This window comes from Geobacillus sp. JS12 (assembly GCF_001592395.1).
GTDB lineage: Bacteria > Bacillota > Bacilli > Bacillales > Anoxybacillaceae > Geobacillus > Geobacillus zalihae.
Map to the genome: position 1 here is coordinate 182,700 of NZ_CP014749.1, position 18,859 is coordinate 201,558.

Below are 18,859 nucleotides of genomic sequence, written 5' to 3' on the forward strand. Positions count from 1 at the left end.
AAAGTAAAAGAAAAAAGTCTTCTAAGAAGAAGACTTTTCGTTCGCTTCTTCTTATCTTCCAGGCATCCGCCTGTCTGGATTTAGCACCTTGGCCGCGGGCCAGGTTGCTGAGGGTTCACCGGGCCAGTCCCTCCCCCTCTCTTGATAAGAATGTCCGTATGCAATTGTGCGGTGACGTTTTGATGATTACTATATAATTTAATGTATTTTTCGAAATTATTCAATACGGTGAAGCAAGGAAATTTCAAAAAAGAATTTCTTGGATCAACGCTTACCTTGTACCAAGCTCTTAAAAGCATCTCTGTTTCATTTCAATAGCACGAAATATGTCGAAATGTGTAAAAAAAGGTAAAATTGTCGAACGATTTCTCTTTTTTTTTTTAGAGTCAAGGTGTATGATTAAAATGGATGATATTAACAAGGAATTTACTAGAAACCGCATCGCAGACAGGAGTGAAGTGGGTGAAACAATGGTCGTGGCCGTATTTTATTCTGATTAGCCTGCCGCTTGTTGTGTTGATTGGAGTTGCTTTTCGCCTAAAAGCGGCCAGCATGCCCATCAAAATAGGATTTATTGTATTGGTGCTGCTTTACGGCGGGGTTTATTCTCGTTTAGTGCGAAGGATGAGATAGACACAGAATGTTTTTGAAAAAAGTTTTGATCGATTATCATTTACTGGAAGAAAGTGATAGGTTATGAGTTTGCTGGCGCTTGTTGCCGGGACGCTCGGCGTGTCGCAGTCAATCGCGACGACGGTTGTTTCGATTGTGTTGACCGGCTCCACTCTTATTTCTATTATTCTTGGGATCACCGCTATTTTATCAGGTGGAGTCGACGCCATTTTGGAAATTGGGTGGTCAACTTTTGTCGCGACGGTGAAAAAAATAGTGGCGGAACGAGGAAAAGCGGCAGCGATTGCATGGTAAAAGGCAAAACGGCAGGGGAAAAACTCCCTGCCGTTCCTAATGAGTAAATCAATGTGGGGGAAGAGAAGTGAAACTCGTATGGCTGTTATATCAACAACGACAACGAAGTAGTTTGGCCCCATTGCAGAAAAAATCGCCTTTTTCTCCAAAGATGACCATGTTCTTGGTGGAAGCGGCGAAATGGCTTGTTTCGGGGATATTGGTTGTGATCATTTGCACTCGATCATTTATCATGTTTCGTCCTTCTGCGATTATGGCGTTTCTCTTTTTTATGTCTGTCAGTCCTTTAATAGGAGTTTTGCTTGAGTCCAAAGAGGCATTGCAACGTCAATACCATTATCATTATGTGCGTCTGTCTGGGGTGCGGGATGACGAGGTATGGCGGCGATTGCTCAAAATCCACTATGCTGTGTCGCTTTTGCGGCTATTGCCGATTTGGTTGCCTCCTTCAATTGGGTTGATGGTGATGTTCGGGATCACAGGCGCATCATTAGTATGGTTTGGACATACGATGTTGTTGCTTCTTTATGTGACATCGCATATAGTGCGTGGCTCAACTTTTAGAGCGATGGGCGCATTTTCTGCCTTTTTCTTTCGAATGGCATCATTCGCGATTGGTTATGTCGTGCTTGCGGCGATTATGCCGTTGCTGCAATTGTCCCGCCAAGCGGTTCGAATGTATGGGTTGTCGCTCTCTTATCTTGTGTATATGGATGGTTATGTTGCTCATTGGCAACAGCTGTTTTATGAACGCATGACAAGTTGGGGGGAAGGGTGGTCATTTTCAAGTACAGCTTTATCATTCATCGGTGCTGGATTCGCTCTGTTGGCTTTGATTTGTTTTTCTTTCACTCGTGCGTCTCATTCTGACAAGGCAGCGTACATGCTATATTCATGGCATCAGCGTGTCATAGAGTCGTTAAAAATTCGCAGCACGAATAATGCAATTTTATATAAAGATCTTTGTCTGTTAACACGCCAAGCCCGTGAGTTGACGAAACCGCCTTGGTCGCTATTTTTGCCGGGGGAATGGTTTCTGGTTGCGGGAGCGAATTTGGCGCTGTTGCCGATCGTTCATAATGGGTTGATCATTTTGTTTTTGTTTATGTTTGAAATGTATATGGTCATGACAGGCACGTTGCGAGCCATTACCGACGTCTTTCGCGACATTTTTCAGTTTGAAAGCGAGATGGAGCGTCTCACTGTGTTTCGTCTTCTTTCTCCACCTCCTCTTGTACCGTTAATCGAAGCGAAATGGACGCTGCTTGAGCGATTAGGCGTCTACCCATGCATGACGGCAGTAGGATTGCTGCTTCTCGAATACATAGGATTATTGGGGATGAGTGGAGGGCTTTGGGCAGCAATGGGAGCTGTGGTGATGATGCCCGCCTATTCGCTTGTTGTCAAACGGATTTTGCGCACCGATTATGAAGTGTTCTGTCTCGTTTTAGCTAGCGGCGAGCAGGCGGCATTGACATCTCCACGTGATTATGCGGGGTATATGGTGATTGCGGCTGGAAATCATTCGTTTCATCGCTTATTGATTTACATAACCGTTTTTTCATCGCTTCTTTCTGCCTTTTTTATGCTCTTGAAAGGTTGGAGTTGGGCATGTTACAGCGTTTTGTTTGTCTTGATGCTGTACCTTGTATTATGGAATAGTTCTCAATATGCTCGGCGCACGTGAGGAGGCATTTGCGGTGATCAGACGAGCGATTCACACTCATTTGCCGTATATGTTATTGTCGTTAGGTGTGTACATTGTATGTTTTGCTTTTGGAGCAGTGATTTTTTCACAAAAGCTTACGATTCATCCGACTTCCATGGCGTTTTGGACCACTTTAGGCCACAACTTGATGGTTGGAGCCATTTTGATGGTTGGCGGATGGCTGACGCTAGGAATGGCCAATACCCTTTATCTCGGTTACAACGCAGCAATGCTAGGCGTGATCGTGAGAGGAGTCGCCACAGGATATGGCATGCAGCCGTTGATGACCGGTGTCTTTCCTCACGCGATTCCTGAAATCATCGGCCATATCTTGTTTTGTACATTAGGGTACGAGACATGGCGGTTTCTTCAAATCGTCAAAAAAAGAGCAAGAGGAGAAGAAGAAACGCTCTATATACGGGATATCCTCTTTTTACTAGTGCTGGCGGTCGCGCTGCTCATCATCTCAGCATGGTTGGAATCAACGGTGTCTCATGTATAAAAATAGACGGTCTAAAAAGCAGGAGGCTCTTCACCACAACATGTACTTGACAAGCAATACAGCTTCCTGCACAAAGATTTGAAAAAATCACTGATTTGTTGATTTTCCCTTACAAGCGTAAATAGAGTTCAGAAAAAATCAAGTACAACTTTTGGTGAAGAGCCAAGCAGGAAAAGGGGAAGAAATAGATGGAACCGTTATTTTCATTGCAAAACTTGACGTATCGCTATGATGGGGGAGCCACGATTTTTCAGCAATTCTCATTTTCCATTTTTTCAGGGGAGACCGTGCTTCTCACCGGCCCCAATGGAGTGGGGAAAACGACTCTTTTGCATATTATTTCGGGATTGCTCGATAAAGGAGAGCTGCATTATCAAGCCTTTTATAAAGGCAATCCGATTCAGCTTCCCGACATGCGCGCTCATTTGTCTTATGTGACATCCGAGACTGTCATGTTTTCAAAATTGACGGGTTATGAAAATATCGAATGTTTCCGGCTTTTATGGAAGCTGGATCAACAGTACGTCCGCAAAGCGAACGAATTATGCAGTCTGCTTGGAATGGAGGAGATGCTCCCGCTCCCGGTGGATCAGTATTCATTAGGAACAAAACAAAAACTGCATATTGCGATTGCTTTAGCCCGCCCGGTCGAATTGTATTTGATGGATGAACCGTTCAATTCCCTTGATAGGCTAAGTCGCGATCGGTTGGCGGAGTGGATTCAAGGCGACCGTCAACATGCTTATCTCATTGCTTCTCACGTTCATCAAGAGCGCTTCCCTGGCTCCCGCATAATCTCGCTTACACGTCCAAACAATGAAGATAAAATGGAAAAATGACGGCGGGATCTTCAGGAAAAATTCAGTTTTCATACGTGTGATCAAGGATTTTTCCGTTGCACTTTCCACTCTCCTATGTTCTAATTAGGAATAGTGAACATCAAGAAGACGGGGGGCTGGAAGTGAACGGGGAAGAGATCATCCGCTTCGAGCGAGTGACGAAGGAATACGACGGAACGGTCGTATTGGATGACGTCAGTTTTGCGATGGAGCGCGGGAAGTTTTATACGCTGCTTGGCCCGTCAGGGTGCGGGAAGACGACGATTTTGCGGCTGATTGCCGGGTTTATCGAACCGACGGAAGGAACGATTTATTTCCACGGGAAGCCGATTCAAAACGTCCCGCCGAACAAACGGCAAGTCAACACTGTCTTTCAAGACTATGCGTTGTTTCCTCACCTCGATGTGTTTGAAAACGTGGCATTTGGCTTGCGCGTGAAAAAGATGAAAGAAGTGGACATCCGCCAAAAAGTGAGCGAAGCGCTCCGGTTTGTCAACTTGGAAGGCTATGAGCGCCGCCGCATTCAAGAGATGTCCGGCGGCCAACGCCAGCGCGTCGCCATTGCCCGGGCGATTGTCAATGAACCTGAGGTGTTGCTCTTGGATGAACCGCTGTCAGCCTTGGATTTGAAATTGCGCACGGAAATGCAGTATGAATTGCGTGAGCTCCAACGTCGATTGGGCATTACGTTTATTTTTGTCACGCATGACCAAGAAGAAGCGCTGGCGATGTCCGATTACATTTTTGTTCTGAATAAAGGAAAAATTCAGCAGTTTGGGACGCCGAAAGACATTTACGACGAGCCCATCAACCGATTCGTCGCCGATTTCATTGGCGAATCGAACATTTTGTCGGGGCGCATGATCGACGATTTCCTCGTCGAATTCGCGGGCAAGCGGTTTGTTTGTGTTGACCGCGGCTTTGCCCCGAACGAACCGGTTGATGTCGTCATCCGCCCGGAAGATTTGGAACTCGCAGCGCCGGAAGACGGGCAGATCGTCATCCGCGTCGATTCGCTCTTATTCCGCGGTGTCCATTATGAAATTTGCGGCTATGATGAAAACGGCAACGAATGGCTTGTCCATTCGACGAAAAAGGCCGAAGTCGGGGAAACGGTCGGCCTTCGTTTTGAACCGGAAGCGATTCACGTCATGCGAGTCGAAAGGGAGGATGAGGGCGCATGACGGAACGGGCGTGGCGGAACTGGTATTTAATCCCTTATGGCATTTGGTTGGTGTTGTTTGTCATCGCTCCGATCGTCTTTTTATTATATGAATCGTTTTTGGATATAGACGGACATTGGACGGTGGCGAATTATGAAAACGTGTTGACGCCCATTTATTTAAAAATGATGGCGTATTCGTTTTGGTACGCGTTTTTAATCACGCTTGTGTCGCTGCTCATCGGCTATCCAACCGCCTATTGGCTGACAAAGACGAGGCACAAGCAGTTATGGCTGTTGTTGCTCATCTTGCCGATGTGGGTGAATTTGCTGCTGAAGGTGTATGCGTTTTTAGGGCTGCTCGGCACGTACGGGCTGGCCAACGCCCTGTTGCAGACGCTTGGCATTGGAGCGCGGCAGCTGTTGTTCACCGATTTCAGTTTTGTGTTTGTGTCGGTGTACATTTTTATTCCGTTTATGGTGCTGCCGATTTTCAACGCGCTGGAGGAGCTGCCGCCATCGCTTGTCGATGCCGCCCGCGATTTGGGCGCTTCGGCTTGGACGACGTTCCGCCGCGTCGTCTTTCCGCTCACGCTTGGCGGAGTGAAGGCCGGCTGCCAAGCGGTGTTCATCCCGGCGCTGTCGCTGTTTATGATTACACGCCTTGTCGCTGGCAACCGCGTCATTACGCTCGGCACCGCCATTGAACAGCATTTTCTTGTCACCCAAAACTGGGGAATGGGGGCGACGATCGCTGTTGTGTTAATGATCGCGATGGCGGTCATCGTCGGCCTGACAGGAAGCGGAAGAAAAGAGGGAAGCCGATGAAACGGATGCAGGCATGGGGACGTGTGTACCTGTTAGCCGTGTTTGCCGTGATGTATACGCCGATTGTGTATTTGATGTATTATTCGTTCAACAGTGGCGGGGCGATGCACGATTTTCAATCGTTCACGTTGAAGTGGTACCGCGACGTGCTGTCCGACGACCGCTTGCTCATCATCGTTTTGAATACAATCGTCATCGCGCTGCTGTCGGCGGCGGTCGCGACCATACTCGGGGTCATCGGGGCGCTCGCCATTTACTATGTCAAGCGGCAGCGGACGAAAAACGCTCTTCTCGCTCTCAATAACGTGTTGATCGTCAGCCCAGACGTCATCATCGGCGCTTCGTTTTTGCTGCTGTTTACGATCGCTGGCATTCAACTAGGGTTTACATCCGTGCTGTTGTCCCATATCGCATTCAGTGTGCCGATTGTCGTGTTGATGGTGCTGCCGAAGCTGGAAGAAATGAGCCCGACGCTGATTGATGCGGCTAGAGATTTAGGAGCCAGTCATTGGCAAGTGCTGTCCGGTGTGGTGCTGCCGTTTTTGGCCCCGAGCATATGGGCGGGCTTTTTCATGGCGCTCACGTATTCGCTTGATGACTTTGCCGTGACGTTTTTTGTCACGGGAAATGGATTCTCGACGCTGTCGGTGGAAATTTATTCGCGGGCGCGCCAAGGCATTTCCTTATCGATCAATGCGCTGTCGACGCTGCTGTTTTTATTTACGATGCTGCTTGTCATCGGTTATTATGTGCTCAGCCAAAAAGGCGGCCGAATGTACGGGATAGGGGGGCGAAAGTAGGTGAGACGGCTTGTCCAAGGATTTGCGGCCGTGTTCATCGCGGCGTTCGTCCTCATGTTCATCACCCACCGGCTGAACGAAGCGGAAGGGTACGGCGGAGGCAAAACGGTGACGGTCTACAACTGGGGTGATTACATTGACCCGGCGCTCATTCGTGAATTTGAAAAAGAGACAGGGTGGAAAGTGATTTACCAAACGTTCGATTCCAACGAGGCGATGATGGCGAAAATCGCCCAAGGCGGGGCGACGTTTGATGTCGCCGTTCCGTCCGATTACGCCATCAGCAAAATGATCGAGGAAAAGCTGCTTCTGCCGCTTGATCACCGAAAGCTTCCCAATTTGCAATATATCGAACCGCGGTTTCTCAACTTGCCGTTTGACCCGCACAACCGGTATTCAGTGCCGTATTTTTGGGGAACGGTCGGCATCGTCTACAACCGCGAGATGCTTGGCGGCAAAAGAATGACGAGCTGGAACGACTTATGGGATCCAAGCTTGCGCAATCAAATTTTGCTTGTCGACGGGGCGCGGGAAGTGATGGGGATGGCGTTGAACAGCCTCGGCTATTCGCTGAATGACACGAACAAAGCCCATTTGCAAGAAGCGAAGCGGAAGCTCGACCGGCTTATGCCGAACGTGAAGGCGATTGTCGGCGATGAAATCAAGCTGCTGCTTGCCAATGAAGAAGCAGCCATCGGCGTCGTCTGGTCGGGCGATGCGGCCGAAATCATCGCCGAAAACGACAAGCTCGACTATGTCGTGCCAAAAGAAGGCTCCAACCTATGGTTTGACAACATGGTCATTCCGAAAACAGCGAAAAACATCGAAGGAGCGCACGCGTTCATCAACTTTATGCTCGACCCGAAACACGCGGCGCAAAACGCCGAGTATGTCGGCTACTCGACGCCGAACAAAAAGGCGCTTCGCTATTTGCCAAAAGACATCGCAGGCGATCGGCGCTTCTACCCCGATTTGGATTCAGCAGGGCATCTCGAAGTGTACGAAAACTTAGGAAAACACATGCTCGCCTACTACAACGAGCTGTTTTTGGAGTTTAAGATGCAGCAAAAGTGAACAAGCGATGTCCCCTTTACCAACAAAGCGGGCGCCGTCTTCATTCATGAGGACTGGCGCTCGCTTTGTTGACAGAAGGGCTGAGCGGCTTCTTTTTTGGGATGGTCAGTGTCTCCCAGTGATCGGCGTTCAGATGTTTGGTAATATAGACGATTTGTCTGATATGAATAATGGTGTGCTACAGGTGGTGCGGTAACGGTAAAAGTGAGAGAGCCGTTGCGATGTACTAAAATGATGTGTCGGTGAATGTAGACGAGATTGTATTGGAACGACATTGAGAAGAACGAACATATCCGTGGCGTTGCGTCCTATAAAAGTCGGACAGTGTCAGGATTTTTGTTTGCAGGCAGTGCTCACCATGTTTGCTAAGTGTGTCATTAATCATAGAGGGATTTTCGTCTTGATCTCTCATTCCTCCTTCTCGTGCAGAAAATCAGGAGGATTTTTCATCCAGATGTCGAATGAGTGCTTAAAACAAAAAAGTTGTTGAGCAATAAAAAGAAGACGGCCAATAAGGGGGCACGAGGATGAACATTCATAAGTTCGTGATGCCCGAAGTGATTTTTGGCAACGGTTCCATTCAGCAAGTAGGGGAAAGTTGTCTAAGGCTTGGTGCGACAAATGTGTTGATTGTCAGCGATCCAGGTGTTGCGGAAGCCGGTTGGCTCGATGTTGTCATCAAGAGTTGCAGGCAGGTAGGATTAAAATACGCGACATTTTGTGATGTAACAATAAATCCAAAGGATGAAGAAGTGACAAAAGGCTGTGAAGCATATCTTGAAAATGAATGCGATTCTATCATTGGAATCGGTGGAGGCAGTTCTATTGATGCCGCAAAGGCTGTCGCCATTCTTGCTACAAACGGGGGACAAATTCATGAATATGAGGGAGTGGATAAAATTCAATTGCCCCTTCCTCCTCAAGTGATGGTTCCAACAACAGCAGGATCGGGATCAGAAGTGTCTCAATTTTCTGTTATTGTTGATACAAAAGAGAAAAAAAAGATGACGATCATTTCCCGATCTCTTATTCCTGATATTGCAATCATTGATCCAGAAACATTATCGACAAAAAGCGCTCATTTGACAGCCTCAACAGGATTAGATGTTTTAACGCATGGCATTGAGGCTTATGTAAGCTTAGCAGCTACACCACTTACAGATGTTCAAGCTCAAAACGCTATTTCTTTAGTAGGAAAATATTTACGCCCTTCTGTCGCCTCTAAAATCAACCAAGAGGCAAAAGCAAATATGGCAATGGCGAGTTTACAGGCAGGATTGGCTTTTTCCAACGCGATTTTAGGCGCTGTTCATGCCATGTCCCATGCTGTCGGGGGAAGGTATCCTCTTCTTCATGGGGATATAAACTCTATATTGCTTCCGCATGTGATGGAGTTCAACCTGTTGGCGAATCCGAAAAAATTTGCTGATATTGCTTATTTTCTCGGAATTGATACTCGCGGCATGTCCTATATGGAAGCGGGAAGAAAGGCGATTGAGTATGTAAAACAATTGGCAGAGGATATTGGGGTGCCGCAGCGATTATCTGATATAGGAGTGAAACAAGAAGAAATACGGAAAATGAGTTTGGTCGCCTTTCATGACGCATGTATGATCACCAACCCTCGTGATATCACTGCAGAAGAAATTGAGGGAATATTCAGAAAGGCGTGGTAAACAAAATGAATGACCGGCAACAACTCATTAGCCTTTTAACAGGAGTTCAATCTTCGAAAAAAAGTTATTACACAGAATTAAAAAAGATGGTCACAGAGTTAAAAAAGAAAAATATGCAGTTGGAGATTATTAATGATATTACAAAAAGCTTCAATATTGATATATCAATGGATGAAATGATGAAAAATAGTATGGATAAATTGAAAACAATTTTTCCAGTGGAACGAATCAGCTTATCGTTATGTGAAAATCATAAATTAGTGTTAACAAATGTATATCCCGCCCACTCTTTGTATTTTCCTATTGGTTTTGTTTTGCCAAAAGAGAGGTCGCTCTATTGGAAAGTCGTACAATCGCTCGAAAAAATTTTTTATCAAATAGAAGAAGACGAAGATTTGTATGTTGAAACAGCTGTATATAACGCCTTAGGAGTTCGCAGTGTATTATTGATCCCACTTATTAGCAAAGGAAAGGTGATCGGGGTACTGAGTATAGGAAGCAAGGAAAAAGTGGTGTATGATGAAGATGATCTGTCCTTTTTTCAGCAATTTTGCGACCAACTGGCGGTTTGTATTGAAAATGTCCGTCTTTATAATGAGGTACTTACCAGTAAAAAAGAATGGGAAGAGACATTCCGAGCTGTTTCAGAAATGATATTCCTCGTCGACCTAGAAGGGAATATTTTACGGTGTAATGATGCAGCTAACGAGTTTTTTCAAGTTGACTTGTATAAAAAAGATATATGTAAATTGTTATCAATTAATCCAAAGGAAAGCCCGATCGTGGAAATTTTAGAAACAAAAAAATCTGTTCATCGGCGTATTCATATCCAGCAGAGGGTATGCGAATTGCGTTCTTATCCCGTCTTGAATGAAAAACAAAATATGTACGCTGTGATTATGTATCTTAATGACATTACTGAAAAATTGCAGATTGAAGCCCAACTTGTTCAATCAGGAAAGTTAGCTGCAATTGGGGAAATGGCTGCTGGAATTGCGCACGAATTGAATAACCCTCTCACCGCCATTCTTGGTAATGCCCAGTTGTTGTTGAGGTCTTTTTCAAAAGATGATCGTATATATAAACTACTATTTGATATTTATTCATGCGGGAAACGCTGCAAAACCATTATTCAAAATTTATTGACATTTTCAAGACAAGATGAATATAGGTTTGAAGATTGTTCTATAAATGATGCCGTTGAACAAGTATTAGGCTTAATTGGTGATCAAATTTGCAAACAAAATATTAGTATTCAAAAAAGATTAGACGCTTCCATTGAATTGATTGAAGGAAACCTTCAACAGATAAGCCAAGTTATTTTAAATTTATTAATAAACGCCAAAGATGCGCTTGAAGAGATGGATATTCCAGAGAAAATCATTGTCATAGAAACAAAGTCGATCGTTGAAGCCGGAGAACATTGGGTTGTTCTATCGATCCGTGACAACGGAAAAGGAATAGAAGAACAACATTTGCAGGAAATTTTTAATCCATTTTTTACAACGAAGAGGCCAGGTAAGGGAACCGGGCTTGGGCTGTCTGTTAGTTTAGGGATTGCTGAGGCGCACGGTGGAACGATTGAGGTGGTCAGCGAACTTGGTAAAGGAAGTGAGTTTATATTAAAACTTCCAAAAAAGAAATAAGGGGGAGATGAGTGGGGAATATTTTAGTTATTGATGACGAAAGGGAAGTAGGAACGTTTTTTCAACATTTATTAGAGGGGAAAGGGAACAAGGTCAAGCTTGGATTTAGCGGGAAAGATTTTTTTCAGTTGATTCAACAATACAAGTTTGATCTTGCTTTCATCGATGTGAAACTTCCAGATGCGAACGGTTTAAATTTATTAAAACAGTTAAAACGCTCATATCCTTCTTGCAAAGCGGTTGTAATGACAGGCTATAGCACAATAAAGACAGCAGTTGAAGCGATTAAACATGGGGCAAACGACTATATTGAAAAACCGTTTGACGATATTGAACAGTTAGAGCGATTAATCGATGAATTATTAAGTGATGGTCCTCTTTCATCCCAAGATGATATGTATAAGTTAGCTGAGACGCTCGGTTTCATCGTTGGAACAAATAAAGAGATGAATGATTTGCTTAAATTAGCTTATAAAATTGCGAAAAAAAATGTGAATGTGTTGATTGAAGGAGAGACTGGGACTGGAAAAGAAGTGCTCGCTCATTTTATCCACAACGCGAGCATGCGCTATGATCAGCCTTTTATTGGGGTGAATTGTGGCGCTGTTTCGGAAACACTGTTAGAAAGCGAATTGTTCGGACATGAAAAAGGGGCGTTCACAGGAGCGGTAAAAGAAAAAAAGGGGATTTTTGAAATTGCTAACCGTGGCACATTATTTTTAGATGAAATTGGAGAAGCGTCTCTTGCAACGCAAGTAAAACTGTTAAGAGTGCTGGAAACAGGGGAGTATATTCGCGTCGGGGGTGAAACGATCCGCAAAACGAATACACGCATTATTGCTGCTTCGCATGTCAATCTGGCAAAAGCAGTCGAGGAGAAGACGTTTAGAGAGGATTTATTATACAGATTAGATGTTGTGAAACTTACCATTCCTCCGCTTCGAGAACGGCTCGAAGATCTTCCAATTTTGATTGATTATTTTTTAAAAAAACTAAATACACCTCTATCGTTTTCAGAGGACTGTATTTCCCAGATGAAACAGTATCATTGGCCGGGGAATGTGAGAGAATTGTTTAATGTTGTTAAAAGGGCGGTAACTTTAGCGGAAGGAGAAACAGAGGTGATCACCCTTGACTATTTGCCGGAGAAGCTTAAGATTCCGTTGCATTTAGGGCAAGTATCGAATAGCGTGCGAAGTCCAAAAGATGGAGTAGAAGACTTAGAAGCCTATTTGCAAGAATGGATGAATGGTGTGCTAGCACTATGGAGAAACAGTGATCGGTTAGATCTTGAACATGTATTATCTTCAGTGAAAGAACTAGAAACGAAAATCGGCCGATCTTTTGTACTGAAAATGTTAAAAGAAACGTTAGGAAATCGTAAAGAAGCAGCAGAACGGTTAAATATCACTGTACGAACATTAAGATATTTATTAAAAGAAAAAGGAGCTGATCCAAAAGCGTAAATGGCTTTCGGATCAGCTTTTTGTTGCTTGATTGATCAGAAAAATCCTAATGGTTTTGGATTGTAGCTAACGAGTAAATTTTTCGTTTGTTGATAGTGCGCTAACATCATATGATGGGTTTCACGACCGATCCCAGATTGTTTATATCCTCCAAAAGCAGCATGGGCCGGATAAGCATGATAGCAATTTGTCCAAACTCTTCCTGCCTGAATGCCTCTTCCGAAACGATAAGCCAAGTTGATGTTTCTCGTCCATACCCCGGCACCAAGGCCGTACAACGTATCATTAGCAATCTCCAAAGCCTCCTGTTCATCTTTAAACGTTGTTACTGAGACTACTGGACCGAAAATTTCTTCTTGGAAAATGCGCATTTTATTATGTCCTTTAAATACGGTTGGCTTGATATAATACCCGTTTTCGAATCCAGGGATTATGTTTTTTTCGCCGCCGATTAGGCATTCGGCGCCCTCTTGTTTTCCAATATCAATGTATGCAAGAATTTTTTCCATTTGTTCTGCTGAAGCTTGCGCTCCCATCATTGTGCTTGTATCAAGCGGATTTCCTGTTCGAATCTTTTTCACGCGTTCAAGAGCTCGCTCCATAAATTCGTCATAAATGGACTCATGGATGAGAGCACGAGAAGGGCACGTACAAACCTCGCCTTGGTTTAAAGCGAACATGACAAATCCTTCAATCGCTTTATCTAAAAAGTCATCGTCTTTTTCCATTACATCAGGAAAGAAGATGTTTGGGGATTTGCCTCCCAATTCCAGTGTAACAGGAATAATATTTTGTGAAGCGTATTGCATAATCAGCCGCCCTGTCGTTGTTTCACCGGTAAACGCGATTTTGGCGATACGTGAACTAGAAGCTAATGGTTTGCCAGCTTCTAATCCGAACCCATTGACAACGTTGAGCACTCCAGGAGGCAACAGATCGCCAATCAGCTCCATAAGCACCATAATCGATGCTGGAGTTTGTTCAGCTGGTTTTAGCACAATGCAGTTTCCGGCAGCAAGCGCAGGAGCAATTTTCCATGCTGCCATCAATAATGGAAAATTCCATGGGATAATTTGCCCGACAACGCCGAGTGGTTCATAAAAATGGTACGCGATCGTATCGTCATCAATTTGGCTGATTGTTCCTTCTTGGGAGCGTATGGCTCCAGCGAAATAACGAAAATGATCGATGGCTAGGGGTAGGTCGGCGTTTAACGTTTCACGGATCGGTTTGCCGTTATCCCATGTTTCGGCAACCGCTAACATTTCCAAGTTTTCTTCCATGCGATCAGCGATTTTATTTAAAATCAACGCTCTGTCAGCCGGGGATGTTTTTCCCCAAGCTTCTTTTGCCGCGTGCGCGGCATCTAATGCCAATTCAATATCCTCAGCCTGCGAGCGTGCTGCTTCACAAAATACTTCTCCTGTTATGGGCGTGATATTTTTGAAATATTGGCCTGAAATAGGCGGCACCCATTCTCCGTTAATATAGTTATCGTATCTTGCTTTGAATTGAACTTTTGCGTCTCTTTCGCCTGGTTTGCTGTAAATCATTTGCATCCTCCTTGTGTAATAAAGATGTTTAAATTAAGCTATTTTCCTTCAGATATGCTCTTAGGGGAATGGGAATCTTCCCCTAAGAGTTTGACATAATCGGATAGCACTTTTCGTAATACTAGAAAGCAGGTGATTTATTAGGCATTGGTGGTTGAACCGGTCGATTTCTCAAAATGAGAAACTTTATGATATCGATCTGTGCCTAAACTAAAAACAGGCAATGCTGAAAAAATCGCCATTTTTCTCCGTTTCCCTAGAAAATTTAGGATTGTTCTTCTGCAGCTTTGTGTTACATTGTTAAAACAATGCGGCCATTGATTTGGCCTTTTTCCATCCGTTCAAATACTTCGTTAATTTTTTCTAATGGTACCGCTTCCACAATGGGGCGGACTTTTCCGCGTGCGGCGAAATCTAAAGCTTCTTGCATATCTTTTCGTGTACCGACGATCGAACCTTTTATTGTAACGCCATTTAATACAGTGTCAAAAATAGGGATCGGTAGTTCATCGTGAGGCAGTCCAACGATGACAAGGCAACCACCGCGTCGAACGGATTGATAGGCTTGTTCGAAAGCTTTTTTCGTTACAGCAACGCTAATAGCTGCATGCACTCCGCCTACTTTTTCACGAATTGTTGCTACGGGGTCTTCACGCAGGCCATTGATTGTAATATCAGCTCCTAACTTTGCTGCAAGCTCTGCCTTTTCATCACTGATATCAACAGCAACAACATTTAATCCCATTGCTTTGGCATATTGAAGAGCAATATGGCCCAATCCCCCGATTCCATAAATAGCGACCCATTCACCAGGCTTGGCATTTGAAACTTTTAATGCTTTATACGTTGTGACTCCAGCACAAAGAATAGGAGCAACTTGTACAGGATCGAGATTTTTAGGAATTCGTGCGACATAATCGGCCGGGGCTTTGCAATATTCTGCATAACTGCCATCGACAGAGTATCCACCATTTAATTGATGTGGACAAAGTGTTTCTTGACCGCTTAAACAATATTCACATTCACCGCATGCCGAGTATAACCATGGAATGCCAACACGGTCGCCAATTTTGATTGATTTCACTCCCTCGCCGACCTCAACAACGATTCCTACTCCTTCATGACCAGGAATAAGCGGAAGTTTCGGTTTTACCGGCCAATCTCCATGGGCCGCATGCAAATCGGTATGGCAGACGCCACAAGCTTCAATTTTCACAAGCACTTCGCCATACCCTAGTTTTGGTTTCTCCACTTCTTCAATTTGAAGTTTTTGTTTGAATTTGTGAACAACGGCGGCTTTCATTCTCACCATCTCCTTTATAAAGTTTTTTTGTTTCACCTGCTATGAAAAGCAAAAATCGTGCCAAGCAATAGTGATGGGGAAAAGGGACCGGTGGTAAAGTGAAAGAACTTTTCAAGCAAGCAAGTTTCTGAGTTTGAAAAGCAATACGGCCGCCGTCTTCTTTAGGATTGGCGAATAAGTGGTTGAGAAGAAATAAATGTGTTTCGCCAGCGCCTAAAGAGATTTTATAGGGGAAATGTGCCAAGATTTCGTCCATTTTCTCCGAATGTTCGGCAAGTTTGTTCAAAAAATTGTCATATTTTGATGAGAAAGTTTTCACAAAGTCTTGATGACTTGTTTCTTTGTTGCAGAACAATATTGTACGTTAGGATATGAGACATGGCGGCTGCTTTATATGTGAAAAAAGAAAGTAATGTTGCTCAAATGAGGTAAATTGTATAAAAAGGAAAAACGTTATTTTGATTTTTTATTATGAACATCTTTCTTTGTCAAGTGCATTTTGTGGTGAGAGTCAGTCAAGACTTTGTGGAGAACATTTTTTCGATTCACTACGAGCGTTGTCAATCACTAGTTAGCGAACCATTTTCAGGAATTCATATCGTAAGCGCTTTCGGACTCTCATCCCTCATCTTGAGGCGATGATACGATATTCCATTTTTTTACACCCAACCACCATCCCGGAGCGCCGACAACGCTTGATGGATCGGCGTCCCGGATGACTGTTGCAGACACGGTATATTCTGACGCACCACATCCGCCCACAACTGTCCGGCCTTCCGTTTGGCCTGTTCGATCCGCTTGGACTTTGTTGAGGCCGAGACGGCCGACTGGAGCTCTTCTGCCTCCAACGGCCCCTTTCTCCACCGGATCCCGTCGATTCGGGCTGCCATCGCCTTCAGAAACGCCCGAAGCCCTTGGTCTTTCCAGCTGCGGCGGGATTTCACCCGATGCGCAAACCGGCTCATCACACTCTCCGCATGGCCCATCGGACGCATGCCGGTCGTCTCCACCCCTTGCTCCGACAGCCACCCCCGATAGTCCCGGATGCATCCCGGCATCGACTCGATCCGGCGGATCATGGCAGCCAGCTGCTTCTCTTTCGCTTCGTCCTCCAACGTGCCGACCGCGCTGTTCAGCTCCACGAGAAGCCCTTCTTCATCTTGTTTCGCCAGCTTCTTCCGCACCTCCCGCCAACGCGGATGGCCGGACAGACACTGACGCAGCTCCCGCGCCACATGAAATCGATCCAGCTGAAAGCACGCCCGCTTCCCAAAATACTCCCGGCAGGCCGTGATCCACGACGCCGCGTCGCCGTTGATGACCAATAGGTCTCGGCACGGATCATAGGCATATTCCTTCATCAGCCACTCCTCAAACCGTTCCCACACGTCCCCCGTCCCTTCATGGAGATAGTGGCGCCGGTTCACCAGCTCAAGCTGCGACCCGTTTCGTTTCCATCCTTCGTGAACCGCCAGGATTTTCTCTTCTTTCGCCCGTTTCCCTTTCCCCTGGCGGGAAATAAACAGTCCATCGGCCTCCACAAACAGCACCCGGCCGTGCCGTTTGGAAACAGGGTGATGCAGCGAGACAGGGGCCTCCAGCACCAGTTGGCGAATCGCCTCGTGGCTGAGGACCGCATACCCCACGATCGACTCCAGCGTGCGAGCCGCTTTGCGGTAGGAAGAGCACTCGACGGCCAACTCGACCGCCGTTTCCTCGAGGCAAGGGCTGATCGACTGCGCTCCATCAAAGCCCAGTTCGGCATCCAGCAAGAACGTATACGCCCCCGTTTGTCGATCATAGTAGTAGTTCCGGCGGAACGTCACTTCCCCAAACAGCGTTTGGATCGTAGTCGGCCGTTTGTCTTTCAGCTGATACCGGCGCTTGTCCCGCGCTTCCGCCAGTTGTTGATCGATCTCCTCCAAAAGGGCCGCCAACAAGACAGCGAACACCTTTTGAAGGGTTCTCAACAATTGCTCCTCCAACTCTTTTAATAAAGGCCATTCTGTGGTAAGATGTTTCATGGACTCTCTCCCTCCTGTTTTCGGTTGATGTTGACAATCACCATCATAGCAGGGAGAGAGTCCTTTTTGCATGACATTTGCTTGTTCTACCGCGCTTCGCTTGGTGGCCCCGACGAGCGTCGCGAACAAAAGTTCGCAACCCTCGTCGGGGATCATGTCGAAATGTCACCCACAAATATTTTACTCACACTTGTGGTGAAGAGCCAATATTAAAAAGGAAGAGGAGGAATGGAAAAGAGAAGTATAGAAGAAATATCACCTTACCTTGATGAAAGGGGCTGTAAACATGCATAAACATTTGCCGATGGAAGAGGAAGTGATGGATTTACTCATTGGCGTTTTTTCCGTCGTGATGTTGATCGTCACCATGACGGTCGTTTCCCTTTGGCGGAAGAATCGGACGCGTCGTTTGGCATTCCATTGGATTTTTGCTCATTTTTTGCTGCTCTCTATTGCCGCCTACTTTGCGTTAAGAGCCATTTCTTTTGATCCTACCCATGCGCAGGCATCCGAAGAAATCTCCCTCCTTCTCGGCAAGGCGGGGTTGGCGTGGGGAGCGGGGATGGTTTGTTTGCTGGCCGGCATTGTGAAACTTTCTAGACGCTGACCACGATCCCTGATAAGGCGGTATGATTGTGAAGGAATGTCAAGCCGCAAAAAAGCCATCCGCCTTGATCGGCTGACGATTCCGAGGGGTGGATGGCGTTTGCAAGATGATTCCAATAAGGAGTTGCCTATGTTGTTTTTCGATTTCTTGGTATGGTCAGTGTTTTCCAGTTGTTTGCGTTCAGCTGTTTCGCGATATAGACGATTTGCCCGATATGATACGAATAATGGTACATTTGCCGCTCAATGGCTTCGATGACGGAATGGGGTTCGCCGCGGATCGTGACCGTCCGCAACAAATCCGTTTCTTGCAGTTCGTTCAGCGTCTGAAAGAAAGCAGACCACCCCTTTTCCCAGCAATCCATGACTTCTTTGCGCGTATGGAAGTCATTGATAAACTCATCATCGCGGTTTCGGTCCGGTTTTTCCCCATCCGATGACAAAAAGTCTGTCCAGCGCGACACCATATTTCCGCTCATATGTTTGACAATGATGGCGATGCTGTTGGCTTCCTCATGAAAGCAATGGAACAGCTGTTCCTCGGAACATTGGTCCATAGCCTGTTCGGCGGTCTTTTTCATGTCAAGAAAGCGCGCGCGCACCACTCGCAAATATTCTTGGCCGATGTTCATTCACACACCTCCGTCAAAGAAATGCCATCTCTTTTATTCGCCGTTGATGCGGTGATTTCTTTCTATGTGACGGCAAAAAGCAAAAAAAAGCAACGCCTTGGGCGGACATGACT

19 protein-coding genes and 1 riboswitch are annotated in these 18,859 nt (G+C 45.6%); of the genes, 13 read left to right on the top strand and 6 right to left on the bottom strand.

Features of this window, described 5'->3' with window-relative positions:
* Positions 1-48: 48 nt before the first annotated feature.
* A riboswitch (SAM riboswitch) is annotated at positions 49-151 on the bottom strand.
* A gap of 311 nt (positions 152-462) precedes the next feature.
* The 9 genes from A0V43_RS19625 (at position 463) to A0V43_RS01020 (ending at position 7,840) form a co-directional block, all read left to right on the top strand.
* Positions 463-633, top strand: a complete 171-nt coding sequence (locus A0V43_RS19625) for a hypothetical protein (RefSeq protein ID WP_015374078.1) — start codon at positions 463-465, stop codon at positions 631-633.
* 63 nt (positions 634-696) lie between these two features.
* Positions 697-927 carry an uberolysin/carnocyclin family circular bacteriocin gene (locus A0V43_RS00985; RefSeq protein ID WP_063192153.1) on the top strand — a complete coding sequence of 77 codons (231 nt, stop codon included), beginning with the start codon at positions 697-699 and terminating at the stop codon, positions 925-927.
* A 298-nt stretch (positions 928-1,225) separates the two neighbouring features.
* On the top strand, positions 1,226-2,614 hold the full coding sequence (locus A0V43_RS00990; protein ID WP_236930881.1) for a hypothetical protein: 1,389 nt from the start codon (positions 1,226-1,228) through the stop codon (positions 2,612-2,614).
* Between the two features lie 13 nt (positions 2,615-2,627).
* Entirely contained in the window at positions 2,628-3,137 is a 510-nt protein-coding gene (locus A0V43_RS00995) for a stage II sporulation protein M (protein WP_011230224.1), read from the top strand.
* A gap of 188 nt (positions 3,138-3,325) precedes the next feature.
* On the top strand, positions 3,326-3,976 hold the full coding sequence (locus A0V43_RS01000) for an ABC transporter ATP-binding protein (protein WP_063192155.1): 651 nt from the start codon (positions 3,326-3,328) through the stop codon (positions 3,974-3,976).
* A gap of 122 nt (positions 3,977-4,098) precedes the next feature.
* Positions 4,099-5,160: an ABC transporter ATP-binding protein gene (locus tag A0V43_RS01005; protein ID WP_063192156.1), complete on the top strand. Its 1,062-nt coding sequence runs from the start codon at positions 4,099-4,101 to the stop codon at positions 5,158-5,160.
* Complete coding sequence (locus tag A0V43_RS01010) at positions 5,157-5,966, top strand: ABC transporter permease (protein WP_063192157.1); 810 nt, start codon at positions 5,157-5,159, stop codon at positions 5,964-5,966. The genes A0V43_RS01005 and A0V43_RS01010 overlap by 4 nt, the downstream gene beginning before the upstream one ends.
* On the top strand, positions 5,963-6,766 hold the full coding sequence (locus tag A0V43_RS01015) for an ABC transporter permease (RefSeq protein WP_063192158.1): 804 nt from the start codon (positions 5,963-5,965) through the stop codon (positions 6,764-6,766). Before A0V43_RS01010 ends, A0V43_RS01015 begins: the two co-directional genes overlap by 4 nt.
* A 54-nt stretch (positions 6,767-6,820) precedes the next feature.
* Positions 6,821-7,840, top strand: a complete 1,020-nt coding sequence (locus tag A0V43_RS01020) for an ABC transporter substrate-binding protein (RefSeq protein ID WP_442899716.1) — start codon at positions 6,821-6,823, stop codon at positions 7,838-7,840.
* Between the two features lie 40 nt (positions 7,841-7,880).
* On the opposite strand, the gene A0V43_RS20950 is transcribed toward A0V43_RS01020, so the two are convergent.
* Positions 7,881-8,012: a DUF1572 family protein gene (locus A0V43_RS20950; RefSeq protein ID WP_128578071.1), complete on the bottom strand. Its 132-nt coding sequence runs from the start codon at positions 8,010-8,012 to the stop codon at positions 7,881-7,883.
* 355 nt (positions 8,013-8,367) lie between these two features.
* Here A0V43_RS20950 and A0V43_RS01025 point away from each other — a divergent pair, with 355 nt between their 5' ends.
* The 3 genes from A0V43_RS01025 to A0V43_RS01035 are packed head-to-tail and all read left to right on the top strand — an operon-like array spanning position 8,368 to position 12,628.
* Positions 8,368-9,516, top strand: a complete 1,149-nt coding sequence (locus A0V43_RS01025; protein WP_063192160.1) for an iron-containing alcohol dehydrogenase — start codon at positions 8,368-8,370, stop codon at positions 9,514-9,516.
* A gap of 5 nt (positions 9,517-9,521) precedes the next feature.
* On the top strand, positions 9,522-11,162 hold the full coding sequence (locus A0V43_RS01030; RefSeq protein ID WP_063192161.1) for a GAF domain-containing sensor histidine kinase: 1,641 nt from the start codon (positions 9,522-9,524) through the stop codon (positions 11,160-11,162).
* An 11-nt stretch (positions 11,163-11,173) separates the two neighbouring features.
* Complete coding sequence (locus tag A0V43_RS01035; RefSeq protein ID WP_013146147.1) at positions 11,174-12,628, top strand: sigma-54-dependent transcriptional regulator; 1,455 nt, start codon at positions 11,174-11,176, stop codon at positions 12,626-12,628.
* A gap of 35 nt (positions 12,629-12,663) precedes the next feature.
* Here A0V43_RS01035 and adh read toward each other — a convergent pair whose 3' ends face one another.
* The 4 genes from adh to A0V43_RS01050 form a co-directional block, all read right to left on the bottom strand.
* The gene (gene adh, locus A0V43_RS01040; protein WP_013146146.1) at positions 12,664-14,181 is read right to left on the bottom strand and encodes an aldehyde dehydrogenase; all 1,518 of its coding nucleotides are present in this window, start codon (positions 14,179-14,181) and stop codon (positions 12,664-12,666) included.
* A gap of 292 nt (positions 14,182-14,473) precedes the next feature.
* The gene (gene adhP / locus A0V43_RS01045) at positions 14,474-15,484 is read right to left on the bottom strand and encodes an alcohol dehydrogenase AdhP (protein ID WP_013146145.1); all 1,011 of its coding nucleotides are present in this window, start codon (positions 15,482-15,484) and stop codon (positions 14,474-14,476) included.
* Positions 15,438-15,770 carry a hypothetical protein gene (locus A0V43_RS18430; protein WP_236930882.1) on the bottom strand — a complete coding sequence of 111 codons (333 nt, stop codon included), beginning with the start codon at positions 15,768-15,770 and terminating at the stop codon, positions 15,438-15,440. The genes adhP and A0V43_RS18430 overlap by 47 nt, the downstream gene beginning before the upstream one ends.
* Before the next feature lie 373 nt (positions 15,771-16,143).
* Positions 16,144-17,508 (bottom strand): ISLre2 family transposase, encoded by a 1,365-nt coding sequence (locus tag A0V43_RS01050; RefSeq protein ID WP_063192162.1) that lies wholly within the window; start codon positions 17,506-17,508, stop codon positions 16,144-16,146.
* 286 nt (positions 17,509-17,794) lie between these two features.
* On the opposite strand from A0V43_RS01050, the gene A0V43_RS01055 reads away from it, so the two are divergent.
* The gene (locus tag A0V43_RS01055; RefSeq protein WP_063192163.1) at positions 17,795-18,115 is read left to right on the top strand and encodes a hypothetical protein; all 321 of its coding nucleotides are present in this window, start codon (positions 17,795-17,797) and stop codon (positions 18,113-18,115) included.
* 127 nt (positions 18,116-18,242) lie between these two features.
* Here A0V43_RS01055 and A0V43_RS01060 read toward each other — a convergent pair whose 3' ends face one another.
* The gene (locus A0V43_RS01060; RefSeq protein WP_063192164.1) at positions 18,243-18,746 is read right to left on the bottom strand and encodes a DUF1572 domain-containing protein; all 504 of its coding nucleotides are present in this window, start codon (positions 18,744-18,746) and stop codon (positions 18,243-18,245) included.
* Positions 18,747-18,859: the final 113 nt, after the last annotated feature.